The sequence below is a fragment of the Hassallia byssoidea VB512170 genome (genome assembly GCF_000817785.2).
GTDB classification, from domain to species: domain Bacteria; phylum Cyanobacteriota; class Cyanobacteriia; order Cyanobacteriales; family Nostocaceae; genus Hassallia; species Hassallia carrinoi.
In genome coordinates this window covers 20,380-47,163 of sequence record NZ_JTCM02000033.1, presented here as the reverse complement: position 1 = coordinate 47,163, position 26,784 = coordinate 20,380, and the positions used below count along the sequence as shown (strand labels likewise).

At 42.2% G+C, this 26,784-nt stretch carries 26 protein-coding genes and 1 tRNA gene; 16 read left to right on the top strand and 11 right to left on the bottom strand.

Going from position 1 to position 26,784, the window contains the following annotated elements; translation table 11 throughout:
* On the top strand, positions 1 to 1,755 hold the full coding sequence (gene hmpF, locus PI95_RS16185; RefSeq protein WP_039747885.1) for a pilus motility taxis protein HmpF: 1,755 nt from the start codon (positions 1 to 3) through the stop codon (positions 1,753 to 1,755).
* Positions 1,756 to 1,971: 216 nt separating this feature from the next.
* Here the strand turns inward: hmpF and tilS are convergent, their stop codons facing one another.
* The 6 genes from tilS to PI95_RS16155 all read right to left on the bottom strand — a co-directional run bounded on the left by tilS (position 1,972) and on the right by PI95_RS16155 (position 9,876).
* The gene (tilS, locus tag PI95_RS16180) at positions 1,972 to 3,021 is read right to left on the bottom strand and encodes a tRNA lysidine(34) synthetase TilS (RefSeq protein ID WP_039747886.1); all 1,050 of its coding nucleotides are present in this window, start codon (positions 3,019 to 3,021) and stop codon (positions 1,972 to 1,974) included.
* Between the two features lie 312 nt (positions 3,022 to 3,333).
* Positions 3,334 to 3,639 (bottom strand): KGK domain-containing protein, encoded by a 306-nt coding sequence (locus PI95_RS16175; protein ID WP_039747888.1) that lies wholly within the window; start codon positions 3,637 to 3,639, stop codon positions 3,334 to 3,336.
* 163 nt (positions 3,640 to 3,802) lie between these two features.
* Positions 3,803 to 4,852 (bottom strand): c-type cytochrome biogenesis protein CcsB, encoded by a 1,050-nt coding sequence (gene ccsB, locus PI95_RS16170; protein WP_039747890.1) that lies wholly within the window; start codon positions 4,850 to 4,852, stop codon positions 3,803 to 3,805.
* A gap of 361 nt (positions 4,853 to 5,213) precedes the next feature.
* Positions 5,214 to 6,944, bottom strand: a complete 1,731-nt coding sequence (locus PI95_RS16165; RefSeq protein WP_039747893.1) for a DUF3352 domain-containing protein — start codon at positions 6,942 to 6,944, stop codon at positions 5,214 to 5,216.
* Positions 6,945 to 7,776: 832 nt separating this feature from the next.
* Positions 7,777 to 8,529: a class I SAM-dependent methyltransferase gene (locus PI95_RS16160; RefSeq protein ID WP_039747894.1), complete on the bottom strand. Its 753-nt coding sequence runs from the start codon at positions 8,527 to 8,529 to the stop codon at positions 7,777 to 7,779.
* Positions 8,530 to 9,249: 720 nt separating this feature from the next.
* On the bottom strand, positions 9,250 to 9,876 hold the full coding sequence (locus PI95_RS16155; protein WP_039747895.1) for a chorismate lyase: 627 nt from the start codon (positions 9,874 to 9,876) through the stop codon (positions 9,250 to 9,252).
* Between the two features lie 72 nt (positions 9,877 to 9,948).
* Between PI95_RS16155 and PI95_RS16150 the strand changes: the two genes are divergently transcribed.
* Positions 9,949 to 10,131, top strand: a complete 183-nt coding sequence (locus PI95_RS16150) for a hypothetical protein (RefSeq protein WP_163518938.1) — start codon at positions 9,949 to 9,951, stop codon at positions 10,129 to 10,131.
* A 57-nt stretch (positions 10,132 to 10,188) separates the two neighbouring features.
* On the opposite strand, the gene PI95_RS16145 is transcribed toward PI95_RS16150, so the two are convergent.
* Positions 10,189 to 10,271: transfer RNA gene (locus PI95_RS16145), tRNA-Leu, on the bottom strand.
* Between the two features lie 446 nt (positions 10,272 to 10,717).
* On the opposite strand from PI95_RS16145, the gene accC reads away from it, so the two are divergent.
* Complete coding sequence (gene accC / locus PI95_RS16140; RefSeq protein WP_039747896.1) at positions 10,718 to 12,064, top strand: acetyl-CoA carboxylase biotin carboxylase subunit; 1,347 nt, start codon at positions 10,718 to 10,720, stop codon at positions 12,062 to 12,064.
* A gap of 159 nt (positions 12,065 to 12,223) precedes the next feature.
* Here accC and PI95_RS16135 read toward each other — a convergent pair whose 3' ends face one another.
* Positions 12,224 to 12,514 (bottom strand): YggT family protein, encoded by a 291-nt coding sequence (locus PI95_RS16135; protein ID WP_039747897.1) that lies wholly within the window; start codon positions 12,512 to 12,514, stop codon positions 12,224 to 12,226.
* Between the two features lie 368 nt (positions 12,515 to 12,882).
* Here PI95_RS16135 and psbX point away from each other — a divergent pair, with 368 nt between their 5' ends.
* The 4 genes from psbX to PI95_RS16115 all read left to right on the top strand — a co-directional run bounded on the left by psbX (position 12,883) and on the right by PI95_RS16115 (position 15,426).
* Complete coding sequence (gene psbX / locus PI95_RS16130; protein ID WP_039747898.1) at positions 12,883 to 12,999, top strand: photosystem II reaction center X protein; 117 nt, start codon at positions 12,883 to 12,885, stop codon at positions 12,997 to 12,999.
* Between the two features lie 231 nt (positions 13,000 to 13,230).
* On the top strand, positions 13,231 to 14,121 hold the full coding sequence (locus tag PI95_RS16125) for a Ycf66 family protein (protein WP_039747899.1): 891 nt from the start codon (positions 13,231 to 13,233) through the stop codon (positions 14,119 to 14,121).
* Between the two features lie 47 nt (positions 14,122 to 14,168).
* On the top strand, positions 14,169 to 14,726 hold the full coding sequence (locus PI95_RS16120) for a TolB family protein (protein ID WP_039747901.1): 558 nt from the start codon (positions 14,169 to 14,171) through the stop codon (positions 14,724 to 14,726).
* Positions 14,727 to 14,913: 187 nt separating this feature from the next.
* Entirely contained in the window at positions 14,914 to 15,426 is a 513-nt protein-coding gene (locus tag PI95_RS16115) for a TolB family protein (RefSeq protein ID WP_039747903.1), read from the top strand.
* Here PI95_RS16115 and PI95_RS16110 read toward each other — a convergent pair.
* Together PI95_RS16110 and PI95_RS16105 are read right to left on the bottom strand one after the other, a co-directional pair.
* On the bottom strand, positions 15,423 to 15,614 hold the full coding sequence (locus PI95_RS16110; protein WP_163518937.1) for a hypothetical protein: 192 nt from the start codon (positions 15,612 to 15,614) through the stop codon (positions 15,423 to 15,425). The two genes, PI95_RS16115 and PI95_RS16110, sit on opposite strands and share 4 nt — an antisense overlap.
* 10 nt (positions 15,615 to 15,624) lie before the next feature.
* Positions 15,625 to 16,632 carry a succinate dehydrogenase/fumarate reductase iron-sulfur subunit gene (locus PI95_RS16105; RefSeq protein WP_039747905.1) on the bottom strand — a complete coding sequence of 336 codons (1,008 nt, stop codon included), beginning with the start codon at positions 16,630 to 16,632 and terminating at the stop codon, positions 15,625 to 15,627.
* 1,468 nt (positions 16,633 to 18,100) lie between these two features.
* On the opposite strand from PI95_RS16105, the gene PI95_RS16100 reads away from it, so the two are divergent.
* The 5 genes from PI95_RS16100 (at position 18,101) to PI95_RS16080 (ending at position 22,532) form a co-directional block, all read left to right on the top strand.
* Positions 18,101 to 18,547, top strand: coding sequence for an AbrB family transcriptional regulator (locus tag PI95_RS16100; protein WP_039747906.1), 447 nt, complete (start codon positions 18,101 to 18,103; stop codon positions 18,545 to 18,547).
* Positions 18,548 to 18,730: 183 nt separating this feature from the next.
* A complete protein-coding gene (locus PI95_RS16095) occupies positions 18,731 to 19,597 on the top strand; it encodes a CPBP family intramembrane glutamic endopeptidase (RefSeq protein ID WP_039747908.1) in 867 nt (288 codons plus the stop codon).
* Between the two features lie 176 nt (positions 19,598 to 19,773).
* Complete coding sequence (locus PI95_RS16090; RefSeq protein WP_039747909.1) at positions 19,774 to 20,592, top strand: CHAT domain-containing protein; 819 nt, start codon at positions 19,774 to 19,776, stop codon at positions 20,590 to 20,592.
* A gap of 33 nt (positions 20,593 to 20,625) precedes the next feature.
* Positions 20,626 to 21,591: a hypothetical protein gene (locus PI95_RS16085; RefSeq protein WP_039748890.1), complete on the top strand. Its 966-nt coding sequence runs from the start codon at positions 20,626 to 20,628 to the stop codon at positions 21,589 to 21,591.
* Positions 21,576 to 22,532, top strand: coding sequence for an AAA family ATPase (locus tag PI95_RS16080; RefSeq protein WP_039747912.1), 957 nt, complete (start codon positions 21,576 to 21,578; stop codon positions 22,530 to 22,532). The genes PI95_RS16085 and PI95_RS16080 overlap by 16 nt, the downstream gene beginning before the upstream one ends.
* A gap of 77 nt (positions 22,533 to 22,609) precedes the next feature.
* On the opposite strand, the gene PI95_RS37505 is transcribed toward PI95_RS16080, so the two are convergent.
* Positions 22,610 to 22,834, bottom strand: coding sequence for a hypothetical protein (locus PI95_RS37505; RefSeq protein ID WP_373695710.1), 225 nt, complete (start codon positions 22,832 to 22,834; stop codon positions 22,610 to 22,612).
* 62 nt (positions 22,835 to 22,896) lie between these two features.
* Between PI95_RS37505 and PI95_RS16070 the strand changes: the two genes are divergently transcribed.
* From PI95_RS16070 to PI95_RS16055, 4 genes are read left to right on the top strand one after another with little or no spacing between them, the layout of a single operon-like run.
* Positions 22,897 to 24,027 carry a hypothetical protein gene (locus tag PI95_RS16070; RefSeq protein ID WP_052325237.1) on the top strand — a complete coding sequence of 377 codons (1,131 nt, stop codon included), beginning with the start codon at positions 22,897 to 22,899 and terminating at the stop codon, positions 24,025 to 24,027.
* A 50-nt stretch (positions 24,028 to 24,077) separates the two neighbouring features.
* Positions 24,078 to 24,695, top strand: coding sequence for a hypothetical protein (locus PI95_RS16065; RefSeq protein ID WP_039748893.1), 618 nt, complete (start codon positions 24,078 to 24,080; stop codon positions 24,693 to 24,695).
* Positions 24,696 to 24,703: 8 nt separating this feature from the next.
* On the top strand, positions 24,704 to 25,627 hold the full coding sequence (locus PI95_RS35975; RefSeq protein WP_052325238.1) for a hypothetical protein: 924 nt from the start codon (positions 24,704 to 24,706) through the stop codon (positions 25,625 to 25,627).
* An 18-nt stretch (positions 25,628 to 25,645) separates the two neighbouring features.
* Positions 25,646 to 26,680: a CHAT domain-containing protein gene (locus PI95_RS16055; RefSeq protein WP_336507231.1), complete on the top strand. Its 1,035-nt coding sequence runs from the start codon at positions 25,646 to 25,648 to the stop codon at positions 26,678 to 26,680.
* The last annotated feature ends 104 nt before the right edge of the window (positions 26,681 to 26,784 follow it).

Below are 26,784 nucleotides of genomic sequence, written 5' to 3'. Positions count from 1 at the left end.
GTGCTGTATTTAGCAGAAGTACAAAAACAAAAAGGCGGCTTACTCGGTGGTGGTTCTAAAACAGAACTGAAATTACTGGCTTGTCAACGGACAGACCAAAATTGGAGTAATGTTTCAGAAGAAGCGATCGCGGCTGAAGACGGTAGCAAATTAAACGACGGCGCACTGGTGCTGGTTGAATTGAATCCTCAACGTCAAGTGCAGAGAATTCAAGAAGCAGGGCGTCCGCTAGTTAATATTTTGCAAAATTTTTCTCGTCAAGTAGAAAAATTTAAGCTCAAAGAAGAAGAAATTGACCAGTGGAAAGAGTCACTGACATTTCAGGCACAAGAGTTAAATCGCCGCGAAATGGAAATGGAAGCGCGTGCGGAACAACTGCAACAAATGGATGATGATTTTCAACGTCTGGAAGCCGAAAAGCAAGAAGTTGATACATCAAAACAGGAAATAGAACGGTTGCGAGAAGAATTTGAACGCAATCGCCACGAACTACAAGGCGCTTGGGAGCATTTGCGCGGTGAGCAACGCCGCTTGCAGGAACATCAAGCAGAATTCCAGCAACCAAATGTTTTAGATGAGGAGCAAAGCCGGGTGTTGAGCGAGTTGCTCGATCGCCTAAGAAGTCAAGTTGCTCCGATTGAAACAGTGCGCGAGCATCTTAATTTTGCCGATGGTATGGTGGAAAGCCAGCAAGCTACTCTTAACCCACACTGGCAACAATTAGAATCTCTAAGAAGTGCGGCTACTCAACATCAAGAGGAAATTGACCAGCTAGAGCAAACAAAGTGCGATCGCCAAATTGAATGGCAACAAACCCAAAATGCAGTCTTGCAGCAAACAGCAGATTTGAAAATGAATACAGCATCTCTTGCTAGTAAACAAGAGTGCGCTCGAATGCTTAAACAGCAGTTACAACACCAAGAAGATTTACACCAGCAAATTCAATTTTTGGTGGCTATTTCTGGCGATGTAGTTCTTGGCGAGCAGGTTAATGTCGAAGCTTTGGAGAAAATGCCGCTAGAAGAACTGCAACAAACAGTGCAGGACTTGCACGAAAAGTTGCAAATTGACTCTAGCTTTGTCCACGAGCAAGAAGTTGAACTTAAATTCAAACAAGACACTATAGACGAACTGCAAAGTAAGTTAAATCAAGCATCTGACAATGACCATATCAATTTAGAAATGGAATTGGCAGATGAAAAAGACTTATACCAAATGTTGAATGAAACATTGGTGGGACAACGCCGCAGTTTGTTAGAACGGCACGAGTCTTTTAAACAACACCAAGCGGTATTGCATCGGCGACAAGGACATTCATCTGCCAATGAAGACGATCAAAAAATAGATTTAGTACCAATTTTGCGACAAATGGAGGCGCAGCAACAACAACAGTCGGAGGAACTACAAAACTTAGAACGTGAGATTGAAGAGATACGTTCTCAAATTGAGCTAGCCGAGAAAACGCTCAATAATCAAATCCAAGAGCAAGAAGAAAAGCACCAAGAACTAAAAGTGTTGTCAGAAAATTTGCAACTGTTGCGAATAGCCACTGCTGAATATTCAGCTAAAGTTAATGTTTATCAAGAAACGCTACAACCAATTCAGGATTCCTTGGACGGTTTACGCCACAAGCTGCAAGGCATAGCTGAATCTTTGGCTACAGTACAGGAAACTGGTGATTATCAACTTCAGACTATTACCCAGATGCGTCAAACTATTTTAAGTTTGATTCAACCAGAATTGTTAGCCTCTTAAAAGTTAGGAGGAGCGGAGGAGCGTGGATAGTGGATAGTAGATAGTGGATAGTGGATAGTGGATAGTGGATAGTAGATAGTGGATAGTCGATAGCTGTTGACTGTTGACTGTTAATCAACAACTAACAACTAACAACCAACAACTAACAACTAACAACCAACAACTAACAACTAACAACCAACAACTAACAACTAACAACTAACAACTAACAACTAACTATTTAAAATAGATCCAATCGTTTTCTACTTTGGCGATCGCACCCCCTGGAAATGGATCGGTTTGCGATCGGTTTGGTGCTGTAATTAAAGCTGTTAGTTTTTCGATTTGCTCAAAACTAGGGGCACATGGAAGTATTTGTTGTAAACAGTAACGCATGACGCGACGTTGCAACGCCAATGGTGCTTTCTGCAAAATGCGACGATTGAGTTTTAGGGGGAGTGCAAAGGGGGAGGGAAGTATCTCCTCTTGTCTTTTTGTCTCCTTGTCTCCTTGTCTCCTTGTCTCCCCATCTCCCTCCCCCATTGCCTCTTCGCGCAAGCGATCGGCTGCTTGTTCTAAATATTCCACTTCGGCTTGCAGAAGTTCGGCAGTTTGAGCTAAAGCTGATTGAACTTGGGGGTTGAAATTTTCTTGCAAATATGGTAACAATTCTAGGCGGATGCGGTTACGGGTGTACTTCAAATCTTCGTTGGTAGAATCTTCCCAAATTGGTAGTTGAAAGTCTGTACAAAAATCTTTCGTTTGGGCGCGAGTGATTTCTAAAAGTGGACGCACTAAGATAATGTTATCGGTTAATAAGCGTTGCCAAGTTAAAGCTTGCAAACCATCAGCACCAGTACCACGGATTAAGTTGTAAAGAAGAGTTTCAGCGCGATCGCTTGCTGTGTGACCTGTAACGATATAGTTGTAATTATGTTCAAGTGCGATCGCACTTAAGGCTTGATACCGCCAGTTGCGAGCCGCAGCTTCACTATTTAAAGCTTCGATAGCAGTTTCTAAGTAAAAGGATATTTTCCAACTTTCGGCTAAATTTTTTACATGATTGGCATTAGCTTGAGAGTCACTACGCCAGCGATGATCGCAGTGAGCGATACCTAAATCCCATCCCCATTTTGGTTGTAAATCTAACAGTAATTTGATTAAACACAGAGAATCTTGCCCACCGGAAACCGCAACTAATAAGCGTTGGTTGCGTTCAAATAGATGACGCGATCCAATCGTGCGATGTATTTTTGCATGGAGAGGAGTCCAAAAAGAGCGGCTCATTGTTGATTAATACCCGACGATTAAAATCGCGGTTACAAAAACGAAGTCCGCCTACGCGGACTAAATCAAAGTAATTTTTAGATTGTAGATTTCGTATATAGATATTATGTCTCACGCAGAGGCGCAGAGGCGCAAAGAAGAACGCCAATTAAAGGACTTTGATAAAAACTGCTATACATAAAAACGCATTTGGCACACGCAGGTAAGCTCTGTTCGTGAGCCAGCGACTTCCAGTCTGTTCGCGTTGGCGGAGCCTCTCGTAGAGAAGCGTGCGCGGGAGCGCAGGGCGTTATGAAATTTTCGCTTCGGGGTTTATTGATGTTGAATTTGTTTGAGTTGCTGACGAAGGTCATCAAGTGGTGATTCAGGTTCATCGGGGCAGAATTCTAAAGTGATGCGGACTTTTCCCTTTTGCCAACCTTTAGCACCAGGTTTTAAGATTTCACAAGATTGTCCTTCAGTCAACCACTTATCTTTAAGTTCATTATTTCCTGGCAAGACTCCCTTCATTTTTGCTTTGAATTCACCCACTTTGAACGTATGGTGAGGAATTAGAATTTCCCCATAAGTCATAGACACAACATCATCCGGACTCAGCCCCTCAAATCCATTTCCCATAACAATCTCCTGGAACTAAATCTATAATTCCCAAGAGATAACGCTTAATCTCAAAAACAACTCCCAAATTCCCTCTCTCTTCTCTTCCTCCGCGTTCTCCGCGTTCTCTGCGGTTCGTTAAAAATTTCCCCTCTTACATAAGAGGGGAAAAACAATAACATTCCTAAAAAAACCAACCGTAAGAATGCAAACCCTTACCCAAAAGATTCACACCCAAATAACAAATCCAAACAACAACAAAGCCAGTAGCAGCTAAAATTGCCGGACGACGCCCTTGCCAACCACGAGTAATTCTAGAGTGAAGATATGCCGCAAACACTAACCAAGTAATTAGCGCCCAAGTTTCTTTCGGGTCCCAACTCCAATAAGTACCCCAAGCTTCATTTGCCCAAACTCCACCTGCAATAATGCCAATTGTTAGCAGGGGAAATCCTAACCCAATAATGCGATAACTGACATTATCTAAGGTTTCGGCAAGGCTGAGGCGCTGGGGTGTAAGGGTTTCTTCAGAATTTTGGATTGGTGTTGCTAATACTGTATCCAAAACTGCTGTTTTGCTGTTGCCGTTGGTATTACGCTCATTACGAGCAAAGCCATTATTTTCCGCAGATGGTGTTGGTAGCTCAGAAACTAGTTCACCAGCTTTATGCAAGCGGTAGCCGTTGCTGCGATAACCACCAGTACCGACAGAACTACCTTGTAGTTGAATATTTTGACCGCCAGTAACGAAAAGAAAGGCGATCGCTAACAGCGAACCTACCATCAAAGCCGCATAACTTAACATCATCACACTAACGTGCATCATCAGCCAATTAGACTTCAGTGCAGGCACTAGAGGTTCGGCTGATTGCATTGTTGAAGGCAGTGTCAGCGTAGCAAAAGCACTGATACACATCGCCACAGGTGCTGTAAAAACCCCTACCAAGCGGCTGCGGCTAGTGTTTTCCGCAATTAAATGGACGGTAGTAATTCCCCAAGTTAAGAAAAATAACGATTCATAAAGATTGCTCAAAGGAAAATAACCAGCTTCGATCCATCGCGCTCCTAGTAGCGTGGCTATACACAAATTAGCGATCGCCATACCAGCTGTCCCCAAAGCGGCAATTGCGGACAGATTCCCAAAAGCTGCCCCAGCCCAATAAACCAGCATTGTGAGAAATAAAACGGCAAAGGAGGCATTGTCCAGCCAGTTCTGGAGTACAACCAGATTCATACAGTGTTCTCCCCAGTGGATTCAAATAAAAAATGGATTTTGACTTTATTGATCCTATCTGTTTCTGAAGAATATAGAGACAAGGAGAGAAGGAGACAAGGGGGATAAGGGGACAAGGGGACAAGGGGACAAGGAGACAAGGGGACAATTTTTTCTCCCCATCTCCTTGTCTCCCCCTCTCCTTGTCTCCCCATCCCCCCCTCCCCCCCTTGGACTGAACCCGGACAAAAATGGACAGGCTTCTCCTTCACCAGACGCGAAGCGCGAACATCCGAGTGACTCGCTATCGTGTTGAGGATCTTTAAAACAAGCCTGTCCATTTTTGTCTAGCTTTTGTGAAACCCTCTCAAGAACTCTTCCCTTACGGAGTGGGTGTAATTGTCGGAGTCGGAAGAGGTGTCGGCTTATCACCTTTTTTTAATTCGAGAAAAATGTCGTAGCGGTTACTACGACTGTCACTGACGGCAGATGTTATGCCAATTGAGCGCGTTGCTTCTAGGACAGTTTCTTGATTGGGGAACAACGTCGGTAAAGGAAAATTTTTCACCGTGCGTTCCACATCTAAGAAAAACTGACCGTTTGTCGGATTAGGATCTGAGGGAACTGTTTTTTGGAATGGGAAAGTACTAGCTAATGTATTGTTGGGTTTAGGAACAATTTTATTGGTAACAGGGGCACCCATAACTAAGTAAGCGACATCATTATCTAACCAACCGTGGGTAGCAGTTAAGGTTCCATAAGGTGCAATCCAGTTGACAGCAGGTTTACCTGCGATTGTGTTTTGTTGAATTTGGAATTGATATTGATTTTTTATGATGTCATCTAGACGTTTTATTGATGCTTCAGCCAAAGCGCGATCGCTTGCTTGTACCATAAATACAAATGCCGCACGAAAATCTTCTTTATAACCTTCTTTCGCAATCGATGGCATCACTGAAACCGAAAACTCACCACCCATCCAACTTAATAAATCCCGATCTAAATCAAGTTCATTATTGGTGAGTGATTTCACTCCACTTCTAAGTGCTTCTGGTGGTATGGGCGAAACTGGATTAGAGTGAGATGTTAAAACGTAATCTGCCCACAACCGTTTAAGATTACCCCCAGAAAGCATCATTAAAGTTTCTGCTGGCAAGCGATTTTGCATATTCCCAGCGTTGTTTTCTACCGCTAGGGTACGTTGACTATTCGGATTTAGCCAAGAAACGCCTTTTAAGCGTATTCCTTCTGACTCTAAGCTAATTGTCCCCGCTAAACCTTGGTTGTTCTGAAGTTGAGCCAAAACTTGAGCGGGTAAAGGACGGTTTGGAGAGGCGGCTGCTATTTTAGCAGCTATTGGTACATTTACATAAAACTGGGCGAAAGGTTGGTAGTTAGCGATTTTCGGGAAATTATCTGCAAAACCGCCTGTTGTAGCGAGTGTTGTTTTATTTTTATAAGCATCAATCGCTCTTTCTGTGGCTTTAGAATTATCAGTGATGACTAAGAAACGTTGATCTAGTACGGCAGCGGAAAAGTTTTCTTTACTTTGCCCTTCGGTTTGTTTGATGGCAATTCCTTGATAGGTGCGATCGATTAATTTGCCACCTTTGAGCATTTTCGGTTGTGCCAAGATGGTTTTAGCACTTTGTGGGTTTTTTATTGGCAAAACCATCACCATCGATTGCTCTTTGGTAGCAATTCCATCAGTAGGTGCATTTTTTTTCATGTCTGGGGCAAGAATGGCAATTGTGACTTCATTGCCTACCCAAGGACTGATATCTTTTTGGAAATCGTAGCCGTTATTAGTGAGAAAGCGATCGCGCAACTCCACTAAATACTTATCTAGTTCTCCTTGGGTTTCTTTTGTGCCAAAAGAGCGCAATTTTTGCCATTGACTGGCATCGGTGGTTAAAGAAACCGCAAATAAGGCATCTTGAGGGATAATATTTGCACCCACTGGCAAATCTCTGGAAAATAATTTTCCCTGAGTTAAAAGCCAGAATGCTGCACTCCCCACACCAATCAACAACCCGGCAGATGAAAGCGTCAGCACTAAAGACGGTTTCTTTTTTTTCTGCGTTGATAAGACAGATACAACAGGTAGTGCCATTGAAACCTAACACCTCATAATTGCGAACTCATTATTTGCTTGATTGGTACAGTAAACTCAAAGGTTTACTCTTCTTCAGGACAGTTAATTAGATTGGTTTCTCTTTACTGAGAGTTATTAATACTTTGGTAATCGACATAAAGCATTGTTTTCTCAAATTACTACTGTTTCATTAGTGGTGCTTTTGTAGCGAGTTACCCTTTTTTACAGTATGCGCTTTTTACCCCGACGATCCCCGCACAAAGCGTGAAAGCAGCTTTCACCCCGACAACAGGTAGATTCTCGGAAAGTGGACGGTGAGAACCATTAGAAAGTGTCCGGGCGATAAATTTGTCACGTCAAGCACTGTGAAGATATACCTAACTTGACAAAGCTGCTAGTGTTTAGCTGCCTCACGCCCTATTTTGACATAACTTTTGTTGGTTGTATTGGAACTTATCTGATAAGTGCGATAACTTTTACTCACAGGTCTATTTATTGGTATTATAAAATACAAACTACCGAACGAATATTTACCACTAAGGCTAATGGCAATTCTCGATATAAGCATTTAGGCAACGCTGGTAGTAAAGCTAACTTGAATGCCAGATCGAAGCGCTAGACCTTTCAATTGAAACTATCAACTGTTTAAAAGATTTAGTCGAAGAGACTTCTAAATATAAAGATGAGTAGTAATTTTGTTTGCGGATATTATTCGCGAACCACTCTGAGTTTTCCACATAAAAGCGAAAAGCCAGCTGCCACATCTGCTAAATTCGACGTTTTCTAGCTTGGCTACTTGTTGCGAATTATTGAAAGTTATTGCAAACAAATCTCAGTAATGCAGACAAGCCTACTCTTTCTTAACAAGTACCGTTAAGCCTTCAGCAAACTGCGAAGGATTACTATTTACCAGCTTTCTTGTTAAATATTTTGGTATAACATACCGCAATAATTTATCTAATATAGGAAGCTTCGGAAAAAATCCACTATAATTTTCAACCAATTTAAAGTTAGCCTGTGCCAAAAAATCTAAAAGACTTTCATAATTATAAAATCTTATATGAGGAAAATTCCAAGCATTTGAGCCAGGAAAATAGTTAAAAGTGTCTATTTTATTAGTAAATATAAATTTCAAACGACCATTAATAGGAAAGTGATTAGGTACATGTGTTAACAGATACCCTCCAGGCGTTAAAAGCCGCTGAATTTCTAATAATAAATGAAGGGGATCTAAAAGATGTTCAAAAACATCTTTACACAGCACAAAATCAACACTCTCATTTGCTAAAGGCAATGACTGGCTACAAAAGTCTTCAACTCTGTATAGTTCATCAAACCCTTTTTCTTTTGCTTTTTCCAAACCATAATTGCTGCCATCAACACCAATTAATTTTCCTGATATTCTCGACTTTAAATTGCAAGAAAATATACCTGTACCACACCCCATATCTAATAAATTATGAATATTAATATCTTTTAAAATTTCATCCCAGACACAAGAAAAATAATTTGATTCAGTGTTAATATTATTGTTTACATACTCAAGATGAGTATTGCTATAGTATTTATAATCGTCATTTTTGTCTGAGTTGTTTATTTGCATAAGTTTAATGTATGTCACTTACTACGTTATTGTTTAAGAGCATATAATATATTATACGTGCCCCAAAAATTTATTAGGTAGTCAAATTCTTAATTGACGTTTACACCATCACTGACAAAATTTTACCATGTAAAGAAATAAACAGTGTTATCAACTGGTTGAATCACCTGTAAGTCAGTGTGACTTTTAGCGTTAAATTTATCACTCTTCGATCGCTCTTCACCTCAATTTTTTGTCTCACAGATAGCAATCGTAGATAATGCGCTGTTTCTATAACCCTTGTCTGAAAAGCTTTTTGTTCAAAAGCTGTGAAAACTCACTCTGACTTGAGTTCTTTACATTTACCAAAAGCGATTTCCTCTCTTTTTGCGAATCTGAACTGACTTTTGCTCATATATCTTAGTATGAGCGATCGCATGTCCCAAACCAGCCTGATTTTTTTGATGAAGCTGTAATTATTTTTAAATCATCAAAAATTAAATATTCATTACTTGTAGAATAATTTTCCCAGAAATAATCCCTAAATACCTTTGATGAGTTCGTAGTGAGGACTTCAGTCCTCATCTTCTAAGATAAGGACTGAAGTCCTTACTACAAAAATCTTTTCTTATCACTAATTAAAGGCATATATTATATCATATATTGCCAATATTAGCCAGAAAATAAAAAATTGCCGACGCAAAAATAATTTTTAATTATTAATTCCCCACCTGCGTAGCGCTAAACCTTACCATTAGCAGTCACCTGCATCGGTCCCAAATATTTTGTTAAGTAAGGCGAAAAAACTTCATAAATTAAAGTCAGAGGCTGTCCGTGATGCCAAAACAAATAGTGGCGACCCCAAAAAGGTCCATTGACACCAAAACCTGACTGTAGCGCATCTGAGTAACCGTAATAAACTCCTTGCACATCGCGATATAACTCAGTGCGGAGACGAGCCAAACTAGCCCAAATAGGTAATGAACGGTTTTGCAAATACTCATCTACATGAGAAGCTTCCCACCATGAGGTAGCATACGCCAATCTTTGACCAGAAGCGGTACGCAGCCAAACTTGTCGCCGCAGTCTAGGTCCTGGGACAGCTTCAATTAAGTCAGGAGCATTATCCAAGTCCATGCCAACTAATGACATGTCAATTACATCCACTTCCGTTGGCTCACCTGTAAGCAATTCTAAGTGCCGTGTGGGGGAACCATCACCCAAAAGTAGCATTTGCCAAGTTGGTGCTAGCTGAGTGTGAGGTAGACCTTTTTGAATGGCTTGTGCGTCACCTTGCCAAATGGGGGAGAGGCGATGCCATCCTGCGGGTATTGTTAAGTTATTTGTCGATTTAAAAGTAGCAGTCAACGTTTTTACAAAACTTCACCTATCTATATAAAAGCATAAAAAACACAAAAGCATAAAAAAACCACCGCCCTGGTGGGGAGGTGGGGGGAGTGGGGGACAAGGGGAGCCAGCGCTGTGCGGAGGCATCCGACCTTGAGGCGTCTGGCGTGGACAAGGAGGACAAGGGGAGCCAGCGCTGTGCGGAGGCATCCTTTGTTGAGGCGTCTGGCGTGGACAAGGGGGATAAATGCCCAATACCCATCAACTAACAACTAACTCCTAACTCCTAACTCCTAACTCCTAACTCCTAACTCCTAACTTCATATGAAAAAATGCGGATGGTGAGACTCGAACTCGCAAGGGCATTGCCCACACGCACCTCAAGCGTGCGCGTATACCAATTCCGCCACATCCGCATAAGTTGTCTGAAGATAGAATATAGCATAAAAAAACAAATATAGTAAAGTAAGAGCTAATTTCCCAAAAATTTAATTTATTTAAGTGTACGGATTCAAAAATTTTCCGAATGCGGATATCAGACTGACAGAAATTTAGCAGTTGCACAAGAGATATTAAATGGGGTGCGATAGAGAAGTGCTGCCAAGAAGCTTCCACCGGGAAGCAAAACCGCACAAAAAGCGCTTTTACTGCCTTGACTCGGCAAACTGACATAGATTAATAACATTCGTGTTGCTAGTCTAGTTAAGACCCGTAGAGGTAGTCAGCCTCATCGTTCAAAGCAACGCTGACTATGAATGAGGCTTGGGAATCTCTTGTCATAATTTGCAATAACACGAAAGCGTTGTTTCAAATTGAATAGGAGAGAATGTCAATCTACTGGTACTGATATCGAAGCTAGAAGATGAAGTTTGATAAAATATTAATTGCCAATCGAGGAGAAATTGCACTTCGCATTCTCCGTGCCTGTGAGGAAATGGGGATTGCTACTGTTGCAGTTCACTCTACAGTTGATCGTAATGCTCTCCACGTCCAACTTGCCGATGAAGCGGTTTGCATTGGCGAACCTGCCAGCGGTAAAAGTTATTTGAATATTCCCAATATTATTGCTGCGGCACTGACGCGCAATGCTACTGCGATTCATCCGGGTTATGGCTTTTTGTCAGAAAATGCCAGGTTTGCAGAAATTTGTGCAGATCATCATATTGCATTTATTGGTCCATCTGCGGAAGCGATTCGCTTAATGGGGGATAAATCAACGGCAAAAGAAACCATGCAAAAAGCCGGGGTTCCGACTGTACCGGGAAGTGATGGATTGGTAGAGTCTGAGGAAGAAGGATTAGCGATCGCCAAAGATATCGGCTATCCAGTAATGATCAAAGCCACGGCAGGTGGTGGTGGACGCGGTATGCGTTTGGTACAAGAGGAAAGCGAATTTGTCAAGCTTTTCAAAGCAGCACAAGGTGAAGCCGGAGCCGCTTTTGGTAATTCTGGCGTTTATATAGAAAAATTTATCGAACGTCCGCGCCACATTGAATTTCAAATTTTGGCGGATAATTACGGTAATGTCATCCACCTAGGCGAACGGGATTGCTCAATTCAGCGTCGCAATCAAAAGCTACTAGAAGAAGCTCCCAGCCCTGCTTTAGACCCAGATTTGCGAGATAAAATGGGACAAGCTGCCGTCAAAGCTGCCCAGTTTATTAATTTCACTGGAGCAGGTACAATCGAGTTTCTCTTGGATAAATCCGGTAAATTCTACTTTATGGAAATGAACACCCGGATTCAAGTTGAACATCCGGTTACGGAGATGATTACCGGCATGGACTTGGTTTGCGAACAAATTCGCATTGCTCAAGGAGAAAGACTTAAGATTAATCAAGAGCAAGTAGTTCTGCGAGGTCATGCGATCGAATGTCGCATCAACGCCGAAGACCCCGACCATGACTTTCGCCCAGCCCCCGGACGTATCAGCGGCTATCTCCCCCCTGGAGGTCCCGGTGTTCGCATTGATTCCCACGTTTACACCGATTACCAAATTCCTCCCTACTACGATTCGCTCATCGGCAAATTAATTGTTTGGGGACCAGACCGCCAAACAGCTATTAACCGCATGAAACGCGCATTACGCGAATGTGCAATTACCGGATTACCTACAACTATCGGTTTTCATCAAAAAATTATGGAAACTCCCCAGTTTTTGTCAGGTAACGTTTATACCAATTTTATCCAGGAGATGAATAATAGTTAGGGAATGGGTAATGGGTAATGGAGAATGGGTAATGGAGAATGGGTAATGGGTAATGGAGAATGGGAAAAAAAGCGTTACCACGTTTCCAATTACCTATTCCCAATTACCAATTACCTATTCCCAATTACCAATTACCAATTACCTATTCCCAATTTTCGACTATACACGAAACATCATGGTCAGCAACCCTTGCTGACCTAGAAGAATTTCTCGCAACAAACTGAGAATTCCTACCCAGATGATCGGGGTAATGTCTACTCCGCCGATGGGTTGTACAATATGACGCAATGGCACTAAGAACGGTTCGGTGGGCCAAGCAACCAGATTAAAGGGCAAACGATTTAAATCTACTTGGGGATACCAGGTAAGAATTATCCGGAAAATAAACAACAATATCATCAGTCCCAATAGTAGACTGAGAATCAAATCAATAAGGTTAACACCAATCATCGGTTTGAACTACTCTCCGTGCAGAAAGAAAAAATTTAAGCTTTGTAAAGCACTGTTTATAATTTGATGTCAATCACTGAGAGGTATTTATACTAAAACACTCTGAGTTTGTAATGATAAAGCCCTAATGGATACTCAGTTGATTGCGTGCTGTTAGTCGTGTTTATGATATTTTATCTAAATGCAAAGCGCCATAACCACAAGCCTTGACTCGTCTGCGTGGTTAGATAACCGAACATGCAAAGCGCAGTTGATTTAATTATTTGTTAACTTCGTCACTAAGTTTAGGAGTTAACGCTTGGAGGCTTTTCAAGGAACTGATACAACATTAGAATTATGATGAAGAGTGTAAATTCATGTTGAAATCTATGACGCCTTCTTTAGCAAATTTCCTTTGGAGTCTTGTCTTGGGTACAGTAATTGTCGTTGTTCCGGCGACTGTTGGTCTGATTTTTATTAGCCAAAAAGATAAAATCCAGCGTTAAGAACACTTGCAGGAGTCGGTTTGGCTCTCACAAGCAATTATTTGTTAGCGAAATACCTGGTTGCAATCGGAACATTGATTCCTTAAATGCTAGTCAAAGGTATACTTAGCTAGCAGATACATATTCTGAATGTAGAGACGTGACCCAATCGCGTCTCTATATTAATATTTTGTCTCTGATTAGAGTAGTGATTTTAATCGCTAACATAGATGTGATATTAGGAAAATACCAATGATAAATTTTGGGCTGAACTCAGCCAGTTTCCTGGCTCAGGTAAATGTGGGAGCAACTCCAGCCACTTTCCTAGGAATTTTCCTGGCTGTGGCTGGGGCAGCTCTGTATTTTCTCCGCTCTGTGCGTCCAGAACTGTCAAGAGACCAAGATATCTTTTTTGCAGCGGTGGGCTTGCTGTGCGGTTTTATTCTTATCTTCCAAGGATGGCGTCTAGACCCGATTTTGCAATTTGGTCAGCTACTTTTGGTTGGTACAACTGTGTTTTTTGCAGTTGAAAGTATTCGCTTGCGGGGTATTGCGACTGAGCAAGCCAAGCGGAATACGAAAATTGTCGATGATGGTCGAGATGTCAGCGATAACTATTCTTATAATCGGCGCTATAAGGCTGAGGTGGATGCAGAGCTAGAACCACTGCCTTATGATGATTATGAGCCGGAACGCCCACGCGCTCGGATTCGGGGTAGTAGGGACGATCGCTCTAGAAACGATGATTATTACAGTGATGAAGCACCACGTCGTTCAGAACGCCGTAATACTCGCGAAAGACCAGAAACCACAGACAAACCGCGTCGTCCTAGTTCGCGGCGGACTGTGAATCGTACCCCAGAAAGAACTGAGGATGAATGGGGTTCTTCTTCTCGGCAACAAGTGGATGATTGGGACAATTCTGGCGAGGTGAGAAAACCTGCGCGTCGTGGTGGTAATAGTAATTCCCGCCCGGAAAGCACTGAAGATGTAACTCCCAGAGCAAGAAGAAGGCGAACGCCTAATGACTCACCTGTGCGTAGAGAACGCGAAGATGATGCAACACCAACTGAATACGTAGATTACAAACCTCTGGAACAGCCAGATGAATCCGATAATTCGACTAAATTTGATGATATTTAATAAAGCTTAGGTGAATGTCGCAAAAATTGCGATGAAAAACATTTGAGGTGACAAAATTTACACCTAAAAATTGGCTCCAAAGACCGTTTTATTGGAGTTTTATCTATAGCTTAACAAGCTTACTTGTATCCTGTGATTCCGGCGTTATCCCTTTTGCTTCCAATTCCCTCAACAGTCGCTACACTGAAGAGCAACCGACTTTGAGTGGAAATGGTCGCTTTTTAGCGTTTGTCTCAAATCGCAATGGTGTTCACCAGCTATTGGTGTATGACTTGCAACAGCAACAGTTTATTCCCACACCGCGCTTAAATCGAGCAGATACAATTGCTGAAAGTCCAAGTCTGAGCTACACAGGGCGTTATATTGCTTACATTACTAGCGACCAAGGTAGACCAGTTGTGGCACTTTACGATCGCGCTACGCAACAATCACAAATCCTCACCCCAATCTATCGCGGCTGGCTGAGAAATCCTCATCTCAGCCCAGACGGACGTTATGTTGTATTTGAAACTGCCAGTCGCGGTCAGTGGGATATTGAAGTACTAGACCGGGGACCAAATATTGAGTTAGATATTCCTAATGGTGCAACTGTACCTGCACCTTGAGGGGAGAGGGGGAGAGGGGGAGCAGGGGGAGCAGGGGGAGCAGGGGGAGCAGGGGGAGCAGGGGGAGCAGGGGGAGCAGGGGGAGATGGGGAATAACTCCTAACTCTTAACTCCTAACTCTTAACTCCTAACTCCTAATTCCTAACTCCTAACTCCTAACTCCTAATTCCTAACTCTTGACTAATATATGAAACGCTCTATTTTTATACCTGTGTTGGCATTAGCAGGCTTGTTGAGTGGCTGTGTTGGCTATCCTCGCCTGTTAAATTACCCTTTTGATCCGGGGGGTAGAAGTTTTAACAGTTCAGCTTCGGAATTAAATCCGCAAATTTCGGGTAGGTATATTGTTTTTACTAGCGATCGCCGGGGCAGCCAGGATGTGTATATGTTTGATATAGTGACTGGCAATTTAATTGATTTGCCTGGTTTAAATTCTTTGGATGCGATCGCTTCTCATCCTAGTGTTGACGATAATGGTCGTTTTATTGTCTTTGCAGCTTCTCGTCAAGGGCGATCGGCTATATTTCTTTATGACCGGGAAACGCGGCAATCGCGCAATTTAACTGCTAATCTTCAAGCGGAAGTCCGCAACCCGACAATCAGCGCTGATGCAAGTAGAATCTCCTTTGAGTCTACTCTCAATGGACAGTGGGATATTTTTGTCTATGACCGTTCTGGACAGCGTTTGAATATACCTTAAGAATGGGAGTGGGGAGTGGGGAGTGGGGAGTGGGGAGTGGGGGAGGGGGACAAGGGGGACAAGGGGGACAAGGGGGATAAGGAAAAATTTCTCCCTTGTCTTCCCCATCTCCCTTGTCTCCCTTGTCTTCCCCATCTCCCCCATCTCCCTTGTCCCCCTTGTCTCCCCCATCTCCCTTGTCCCCCCACTCCCCACTCCCTACTCCCTACTCCCTTCTTCTTGTTGAACAGCTTCGATAAGCGATCGCACTTGTTGAGTTCCTTCTGAAGATTCAAATGATAGTGGGAATTTACCTTTAGCGATCATTCGCATCCCCAAGGGTACAATACTCAGCAATCCTGTTAAGTCTTTAAAGTAATTACCGACTACATGTAAGCCAAATTTACGTTCATCAATCCAGCCACCTTCTTTCACCAAATCTACTAATACCTTGCGGTGACGAATTGAACGGCTGTCGGCTACTTGTTTGTGTTGGAGAATTTCTTGTTTAATTTTAGTAATTTGTTCGAGTGGCTCTACATCCATCGGACAAACACTATTGCAGTAAAAACAACGAGTGCAACCCCAAACACCTTTAGTATCTTCGTTGTAATTTTCTAATCGATTTTCAGTGTCGTCGTCGCGGGAGTCTGCGACCATGCGGTAAGCTTTGGCAAGAGCATGGGGACCGACAAAATCTGAGTTGACTTCACGGGCATTGCATTCAGAGTAACAAGCTCCACACATAATGCAATTGCCAGTTTGATCGAGAAGCGATCGCTCTTGTGGTGTTTGCAAAAATTCTTTTTCTGGAACTTGTCGCCCTGCCGTGCTGACATAAGGAGCAACTGCCTCTAGGTTATCCCAAAAACTGCTCATATCCACAACTAAATCTTTAATCACCGGCATATTACCCAACGGGGCGATCGTCATTTCCGGAATAGAAGATGCCTTACTTCCCGACGCTGGGATATTTTCTAACCGGGCAATTTCACTTCTGAGATTTTCCTTACATGCTAAAGCCGAACGTCCATTGATTCGCATAGCGCAGCTACCACAAATAGTATTGCGACAATTTTTGCGATACGCTAAAGTTCCATCTTGCTCCCACTTAATTTGATTGAGACAATCCAGGATTGTATTGCCCGGTTCTGCCTCTAAACGGTAAGTTTGTACCACTGGGGATGAATTTTCTGTTTGCCGAATGACCTTAAAAAGAACTTCCATTTCCACCAACCAAAGTCTTAAAATTATCTCGCCTGACTAGTAAATCATGAGTACATGCATATTCCTTGCACTCATTGACCCATAATCATATTGCCCTTAATTCAAAGCCAGCTGTTAATTGACTGATGATAAAAGAGCTACTGATTCTAGTTCAAGGATAACCAGAAAAATCTTAGTTCTCTAAATGCCGAATTCAAAGAGGGCGATCGCCTCAACCTCTATCCTCAAAGAGCGCTGATTGAGATATAAATATATGTTAATGTCCACCAAAGACAATCCTTACATCGAAAAATCCCTCTAAAGATGGCTAAACGATATTTTTTTAGTTATATAGAATTGTTAAAGCTTGTAATAAACATCTCCATTTGAGCATAATTTTTTTCCAGACTGCGGCAAACAAGAAGGACAACTGCGCTGAAGCCGAGTGCGAAATCAAGACTCAGGCGCTCCTCTACGTCACTTGTCAAAACTCCGCCTGTAAATTAAATCAATTTTTCTAAAAGCTGTGCGGTAATAACGAATGATTGGTAATCAAGCACCATTAACCGGAGTTTTGCTCATAGCGAAAATCCGAAATGCAAACTTCCTCAAAAACAAGAGCATTTTTACCCGACGGTAATAAAGCGCTCCTGAAAATCCTCACCGTTTTTTGCTGACCAAGGGGAGGGATTTAAATAAAAGTAACTTCGCAACTTTAATTCAAAAATAAACAACAATTTTGCTATTATTAGTCCATGCTAGTATTTAATATAAAATTACGAGGCAACAAAACCAGTATAAATAGCCGTCCGATCTGCGGCTATTATTATAGTTTTGTTTCTTTGTAATGTAGAGAGGTGAAATTTATCGTCTCTACTGGCAGGATAAAAGGGTGTATGCACAAGAACCGTATACAAATACTATGCTGTTCTAAAAAACGCTCAGATGAGGAAGAGGAAAACCTTACGACTCAAGAGCAACAAAGGCTAACGCTGAAACTGAAAAGCCTGCATTTTCGATTGGTCTGCGACTTGTTTCTAGTAGTAGAACCGACACAATTTGTAAAGGTGGCTTAAGATTACACCGCCATATTAGCGTCAAAAGAGAAAATTATTTCACCTCTCGATGGCAAAGAATGCTTAACAATGCCGTACACTCACCGAAATTAATGCCTGTGACAACCATAACCTCTAATCTATTGTGTGCCTTCAAAATAGAACGGCAATAAAGAAATAACTCCCAACGGCAGATGCAAGCTGTTCGTCTGTTGATGGTGAAAACAAGAGTTGAGTGTGAAGAACATCTACACCGCAAACTCAAAGGGAGAATCTACACTACTTTTTCCCTCGGATCTTATGGCTTTTATAAGCAGGAATTCACCTCTTATCCTAGGGTCTTGAGTAGGTTTGGGCAGGTGTCAAAAAGCCAAATACTGGCATGAGACAATATCGTTTATCAGTTTGGAGAGACTAAGGATAATTTGAGCGTAATGACTGAAACCGCAACCGCGCCATTAACTGGAAAAGCACTGCTTGCTAAGGTAAAAGAACTTTCTACTTTACCACGACGAGAAAGAGCCAAGCAATGTGGCTATTACACAACTACTAAAGGTGGTCAGGTACGAGTAAACCTGACCGATTTCTACGATGCTTTGCTATCAGCTAGGGGAATTCCTCTCAGTCCAGAAGCACCAAAAGATGGACGTGGGCGTGAACCGACCTATCGTGTTAGCGTACATCAAAATGGTCAGATTGTGATTGGAGCCACCTACACCAAAGCAATGGGCTTAAAGTCAGGTGATGAGTTTGAAATTAAACTGGGATATAAGCATATTCACCTGATTCAAGTTGGTGAAGGTGATAAAAAATTGACCGAGGCAGATGAAGATTTAGAATTAGACGAAGATGAAGAAGACGAAGACGAAGACGAAGAGTAAATTTTTCGATCTGGAGGCATTTCAAGCTAAATGCTTGATAACTTGTTCTCTATGTAAGAAAAATTAACATCTTTTGTTTAACAATTGTGTCAAGTCAAAAAAATACGATTAGACATCTTGTAGAGATTGCCAATTTTGGTAGAAGCTTGATTAAAAAACAAGAAATCTATGTTTGCAAGAAGTATGTCGTATTTGTTTTTGTCTGTTTCTATAGCATCATTTGAGCCATCAATCAACACCTTAGTGTCATTTCTTGAAAATGCACCAGCGGTAGTGGTAGTGATGGCTTTTTTCATTGGCTGGATAGTATGCTGGTTCCCAGTAGCAATAGTATCGGCACTAGCACTGAATTTGCAACTGGGCAAACCTTTGCAGCCAGAACAAAAATTACCTTTATTAGTTTCGCTTTATTTATTAGCACCTTTTATTCTCTGGGGTATAAATTGGCTCACTAATACATCTTTTTCAGATTATGGCTTAAGAGTGAATATTTCCCTTCTCGGTTCTTTGGGACTGGGTTTTGTTTTGGGAGTATTGAGTTTAGCTGTTGTATTTGGTGGGCAATTTTGGCTTTCGTGGTGCAGCTGGCAAGAGTCCCAGACAAAGCAATTGCAATCTATCTTGCTACCTATTTTTTTGGTAGCTTTGTTTGTTGGTGGTGTAGAGGAGTTGATTTTTCGCGGTTTTTTGTTTACTCAACTGACGCGGGATTATTCAGTTTGGGTAGCAGCAGTTATTTCTAGCTTGATTTTTGCTTTACTACATTTAGTTTGGGAACGACGGGAAACTATACCGCAATTACCCGGACTGTGGTTAATGGGAATGGTGCTAGTATTGGCACGATTTAGCGATCGCAATAATTTAGGTTTAGCGATTGGATTGCACGCGGGATGGGTATGGGCGATCGCTTGCCTAGATACAGCAGAGTTAATTACTTACACTGGTAAAGTCCCTGAGTGGTTGACTGGTAAAAATAAAAAACCCCTAGCCGGTGCTGCGGGAATTGTTTGTCTACTACTAACAGGGTTAATTCTCTACTTTTTATCGTAGTGAGCGGTTTACCGCTCATCCCCAGTCGGGAAAGAGGCTTTTTTTCGTTGTAGATATGAAAAAAACGTTCGCCCTTGGCGTTGCCGGAGGCTACCGCAGAGGACGCAGAGTACACAGAGTTTGGGAGAGTTTGAGAGAGTTTGAGAGAGTTACGTATTAATTAAGTTGCTAATCTAATGAATGATAGTAAAATAAAAATTCTATTTCTCACAGCCGATCCTAGTGACGAATCTCGGTTACGCTTAGGGCAAGAGTTGCGCGATATTAAAGCAAGGCTGGGTAAACCAGGAAGGTTTCAACTAGAACAGCGTGAGTCAGTGCGCGTGGGGGATATCACAGACGCTATATTTGATGTTGAACCGCAGATTGTGCATTTTTCCGGACATGGTAAAAGTACGGGTGAATTGTGCTTTGAGAATGAAGTCGGCAAAGTTCAGTCTGTTAAACCTGATGCTTTAGCAGCAATGTTTAAGTTATTTGCACAAAGCATAAATTGTGTGGTAATGAATGCCTGCTATTCTGAGATTCAGGCTAAAGCGATCGCTCAACATATCCCGTTTGTGATTGGGATGAATGATGCGATTGGAGATAAGGCAGCGATCGCTTTTGCAGTTGGTTTTTATAAGGCTTTAGCGGCAAATCGTTCTATTGAAGATGCTTATGAGTTTGGTTGTGTAGAAATTCGACTACAAGGTATTCCAGAACATCTTAAACCAGTTATTTATAAAAAAAATATTCCTGTCCAACAGGTGATATCTAAGGAGAAAGTAGCGACTTTAACCCCCGGACAACGACGGCGAACTTTACAACAACTAGAAGACCTTCAAGAAGAATACGATCTGTTAAGCGAGAAACTCAAGCGCCTAAAGATGGATTTAGCAATTCAAGCTGGTACTGCTGTACGGTTTCAGTTGGAAAAGGACATTGAACAAACTGAAGCTGAAATAGAACAACTTACTCAAAAGATTGAGAAGCTAGAAAACCAACTTCAATAATGGCAATTTCTGAATGGAAAGAGAAGCTTAGAGATGTCCTCAGTTCAACACTTACAGCACAAACGCGAAGAACTTCAACAACAGTACGATCTACTGAGCGAGAAGATAAAACGCTTGCGGAATGATTCGGCAATTGAGGCAGGTACTTTAGTAGCTTTTCAGCTAAATAAGGAAATTGAGCGTTTTGAAGCACAACGCGATCGCCTCGCCAACCAAATTGATAATCTAGAAAGTGAGCGAATACACATTGAACTGTTTCGCCTGAATTATGTAAAGCAGGTGCGTTTATTCCGAGAATTTATTGAAGAAAAGCGTATCGGGGCTTTTTTGGTTCATGGTTTGCCAGAACACGGGCAAATATTTCTTTTGAGACGTTTGTTACAGGCAATACCTGATGGTTGCGTAACTCCGCCAATTCAATTTCACCTCTCCCGCAAAGCATTTAGAACTGACATTAAAGCATTATGGCGCGAACTAGGGCGTCAGATAGGAGTACAAGACTTTTCATTGTCTGAAATTGCTAGAAATGTGATGTCTCAGTTGAAAAATCAGCACGTCATCCTGGTTTTTCACGATATGGATTGCATTGAGGAAGACTATTTGGAGGAATTAATCCGCGAATTTTGGCTTCCCCTGGTAAACTCAACTCAACAGACGATTTATTCAAGCAACGAGTTTTTTTTATTGATGTTTTTAGTTGACCAGGATGGTTGTGTTAACACCTGGAATATCGCGTTTGCAGATGAATTTGAAACATTTTGGGAACCTTGTACTCCTATAAGACTGCCGATTATTGACCGTCTTTCTGACCAAGTGTTAGTTAACTGGATGGAAAATGCAATTGATGCACTACCCACAAAAGTGACTAAAAAAATTGACTGCACAGTTCAGGTAATTCTAGAGAACAGTGAAGGTGTTCCGGAACGGGTGTTTGCCGAAATTTTTGGTTTGTGTGGTTATAGTTGGGAACAAGGAGAGGATAGGTGGTTAAAGCTGTAGACGAGCGACTGAAATACACTGGTGACAAGGATAAACAGCCGAAACCAAAAGAGCAAGATAAGCTGACGGGGCAACTTTTGTATCCATATTTGCCCGGTGAGAAATTGGTAGAGGCAGTGAATTTAGCGATCGCTCTCGAACGTCCTTTATTATTAAAAGGTGAACCCGGTTCTGGCAAAACAAAGTTAGCGCGTGCTGTCGCTTACGAGTTGGGTTTACCTTATGAAGCTTGGTACGTCAAATCTACCAGTCGAGCGCGGGATGGGCTGTATACTTATGATGCAGTTGGCAGGTTGCGAGATGCACAACTTGCTGCTTCTGGGATAGATAAAGACGCCGCAGAACAAGCGAAAAATGCTGATGCTTACGTTGAATGGGGACCGCTAGGACGTGCTTTTCGCAACGAGCGCCGCACAGTTGTACTGATTGATGAAATTGATAAAGCTGATATCGACTTTCCCAATGATTTGCTGTTAGAGCTTGATGAGAAACGGTTTGAGGTAATAGAGGTTAAACAAACTAGCCCCATCAAGAAAGTTCAAGCGAAAGTGACACCGATAGTTTTTATTACAAGTAACGACGAGAAAGACTTGCCCGATGCTTTTTTGCGTCGGTGTTTGTTCCACTACGTCAAATTTCCGCAGCGAGAGGATTTGATAAAGATAATTAAAGCTCGCTTTTCTTTCCCCGATCCGCGTTTAGCATTACTGGATGCAATTATTGATCGCTTCATCAATCTTCGCAACCAGATGCAACAAGACAAAGGAGACGCAGGCAAAAAGGTGAGTACCAGCGAGTTGATGGACTGGATCGACATGCTACTCAAGCACAATTCCGACGACGAAATTCTCAGCAAGTTGAAAACAGAACTTTTGTATCCTGGGGTGTTGCTGAAAAGTTGGGATGATTACCGACGTTATAGTGAAGAGCGATCGCAATGAATATTATATTAATGTGTGTACCGTGTTATTTCTCGTTCCCAGCCTTGAGGCTGGGAACGAGAAAATGCAAGTTATTCTTAGTACAGCATTTCATTAATTCGTAGCAAATTAAATTTTGCACTCAAGAGTGCAATGCGATTGTCACTCGATGCAATGCGATTGTCACTCGATGCAATGCGATTGTCACCCGATGCAATGCGATTGCATCCCGATGCAATGCGATTGTCACTCGATGCAATGCGATTGTCACCCGATGCAATGCGATTGTCACCCGATGCAATGCGATTGCATCCCGATGCAATGCGATTGTCACCCGATGCAATGCGATTGTCACCCGATGCAATGCGATTGTCACCCGATACAAATGGAAGCAGCCCAAGTGCAATTAGCTACCACTACCCAAGAAGAATTACCCCTACTTGACCTCTTCACGCGGCTGCGAGAGGCAGGTTTACCACTGGGCATTGATGAGTATCGCCTGATTCTAGAAGCTTTACAAAAAGGCTTTGGCACAACTAACCAAGACGCATTAGCGGAACTTTGCCGTACTTTGTGGGTGAAATCGAAGGACGAAGAACACCTGTTTAACTATCACTTTCAACAAGTAATCAGCGTATCCACCAACAGCGCTTTTACTCCCACCTCACCGGAAAAACCCGACAGTTCGGACACAAAAACTATTAAGCCCAGTTCTCAACCCAAACTCGAACAAGCCGAAAATACAGCAGCTTCCGTACCCGTTTCATCAGAATTAATCGAAGTAGAAGATGAAATGCAAGTAGCTGAAGCCGTACAAATTACTACTAGCAGTTATGATGAAATTGCCGAGAATCGCTTCACCCAAAATGATGAGTATTTTCCCGTAACCCGACGCCAGATGAAGCAAAGCTGGCGACATTTACGGCGTTTCGTGCGGGAAGGGTTGCCCACATTAGATGTAGAAGCAACAATTGAGCGGATTGGACAACAGGGAGTTTTGCTAGAACCTGTAATGGTTCCCAGTCGAGTAAATCGCACAGAATTACAGTTACTGATTGACCAAAAAGGCTCAATGGTGCCTTTTCACGCTTTATCGCAGCGGTTAGCGGAAACTGCGGTGCGGGGAGGACGTTTGGGAAAAGCTGGTATTTATTACTTTCACAACTGCCCAACAAAGTATATTTACAGAGACACTGCCCGCCAAAAAGCTGAACCCGTATCAGATTTTCTGGCTCAGTTGCGTCCAGAATGCTCGACTGTGTTGATTTTTAGTGATGCGGGGGCAGCGCGGGGTGGTTATAGCTTAGAAAGGCTAGAGTTGACAGAAAAGTTTTTATACCAACTAAAACAACGAGTTCGTTATATAGCATGGGTCAATCCGATGGCGACAGAGCGATGGTTTGGGACAACAGCGGGTGAAATTGCGCGTTTAGTGCCGATGTTTGAATTGAGTCGTCAGGGGTTGGATAGTGCGATCGATGTTTTGCGAGGACGGCAAGCGATGCTACACAATTAAAATAGAACGCGATGTCTAGCGACAAGAAGCAAAGCTTCTACGCTCTTTTTATGGCATACAGTGATTTTACTCTCGTTAAAGCAAGAAATGCATTTGGCTTAACTCTGGACGAGACTCGAAATTTGTTTGGGAATGTCGCGGGGGTACAGCCATCTGATTTACTACAACGGGTGCTGGCTGAAAATCTAACTTTGGCAACTGCTATTAACAGCGAAAAAGCCCGTTCTGAGTTTCTCATTGCTCCGATTTTATCTGAGGTTAGGCGACAGTTGAATTATCGGATTGGGTTATTTTCTGGGACAGAATTTAATGTTGATCCCGCTCAAGGACTATCAGGTTTTTGTGACTTTATCCTCAGCGCATCTAATGAGCAATATTTTATCAGCGCTCCAGTGGTTACAGTGATTGAGGCGAAAAATGAAAACATAATCGCAGGGCTTGGACAATGCGCTGCCACAATGGTTGCTGCTCAAATATTTAATCAAACAGGAAGTGATATTAAAGTAATTTATGGAGCAGTTACAACTGGAACTAGCTGGAAGTTTTTGACTTTAGAACAAAATATATTGTACATCGACGCGATCGAATATTACATTAATGCGGTTGATAAGATTCTCGGAATTTTATTGCAACCCTTTGAGGGTTCTTTATCGAAAACTTTAGTTTAGAGAAGCAGATGAAGCCAGAAGTCGTCACTCGTAGAATAGAAGCTTTTCACCAACGCTTTGGTGAAGCGCATCTTCATTTCGCTTATCATGCTGCTTTTCCCTTAGCGCTGACACCCGATTTGCTTTATCGCTTGTGGGCGAATTTTCAACGCGATATTCACGGTGAAGCACTGAAAATTCCCTGGCTTGCCGTGGCAGATTTGTTACTTTCCAGCCTTTGTGATGAAGTGGGATATGAACTCTATGAGATGGAAACAGAGGTGCGAAATGCACTGCTGAGGGAATTGAAAGTTAATCCCCGCTTTGGCGAAAAGCGAATTCATGAATTGTCTGATTTTTTGCTTGTCTATGTAAAACAACAGCTTGAGAGTCACGATCCAGATATGCGTGATTTTGCTCAAGTTCAGACTTGGACAGCTTTAGCGTATACAAGACCTGGTGAAGCCGCACGGGAAATTGCATCTACTCTTGCCAAGTTGAAATTGAAGGAAAAAGCAGAGTGGGTTCGCATGGCATCTGTTGTAGAGACTTTTGCAGAACCATTGGCTGGGTTTGAGCCACTGTTGATTTATACTCGTGGTATGGCAAGTTTTGTTCGTGGCAAGACGACAAAAGCGGTAACTGAGTTAAGTCAAGTTGCAAAAGCGGGAGACAAGCTAGAAGTTTCGGGACTCAACTTATCAATTCCGGAATCGCTAATTAGACAAATAGAGGAAAATTCCGAATCAACTCAAGATTTTGGCGATCGCTTGGGATTTGACTCTGTACTTGAGGAACCAGCCAAAGTTCCAGTTTCTTTGCCAATAAAAATCCTGTTTTTAGCAGCCGATCCGAGTGACGAAGCTCGGTTGCGTTTATTTCAAGAGTTGCGCGATATCAAAGCAAGGCTGCAAATAGCCAAATCAGATAAGTATCAATTAGAGCAGCAATAGTCAGTCCGCGTCGGGGATATCACACAGGCGATATTTGATATTCAACCGCAGATTCTACACTTTTCTGGACATGGTAAGAGTACTGGTGAACTATGTTTTGAAAATGAAATAGGCAAAGTTCAGCCTGTTAAACCTGATGCTTTAGCTGCAATGTTCAAGTTATTCTCATTGCAAGTTAATTGTGTAGTGTTGAATGCCTGCTATTCTGAAATACAGGCAAAAGCAATTGCCCAACACATCCCCTTTGTAATTGGGATGAATGACGCTATCGGCGATAAAGCAGCGATCGCTTTTGCAGTTGGTTTTTATAAGGCTTTAGCGGCAAATCGTTCTATTGAAGACGCTTATAAGTTTGGCTGTGTAGAAATTCAACTACAGGGTATTCCAGAACATCTTCAACCAGTTATTTATAAAAAACCTATTCCTGTTCTGAAATTTGACTCTGTACCTGAGGAAGAAGCCCAAGTTCAAAGTCCTCGTCTCAAAAAAATCCTAATTCTATCAGCAAACCCCACGAATACAAATCAGCTGCGTCTGGATGAGGAAGTACGAGAAATTGAGGCAGCGTTGGAACGCTCCAGAAGCCGAGATCGATTTCAAATCATCAGCAAATGGGCAGTGCGTTCTAACGATTTGCGGCGTGCTTTGTTGGATTACAAACCTGAGATTGTGCATTTTAGCGGACATGGAGCGGGGAGTCAAGGTTTAGCTTTGGAGAATAACTCAGGACAAATCCAGCTAGTCAAAAGTAAGGCACTGGCGGGGCTATTTGAGTTATTTGACAGTATAGAATGTGTCTTGTTAAATGCTTGCTATAATGAGGCGCAAGCTGAAGCTATCGCCCAACACGTTGATTATGTGATTGGTATGAATCGAGCAATAGGCGATCGGGCGGCGATTGAATTTGCCGTGGCGTTTTATGATGCCCTTGGTGCTGATAGATCCTATGAAGATGCTTATGAATTTGGTTGTGTGGATATTGCCCTAGGAGGCATTTCCGCATCTTTAATTCCAGTGCTCAAAGCAAGAAACCCACACAATAAAGCAAATTAAATTAATACTTTAGAGTAAAAAGCTTAATTCCACCAGCTTAGTCAATAGAAGTTAGGAGTTAAAAGTAAATAACTCATCACTCCTAACTCCTAACTCCTAACTCT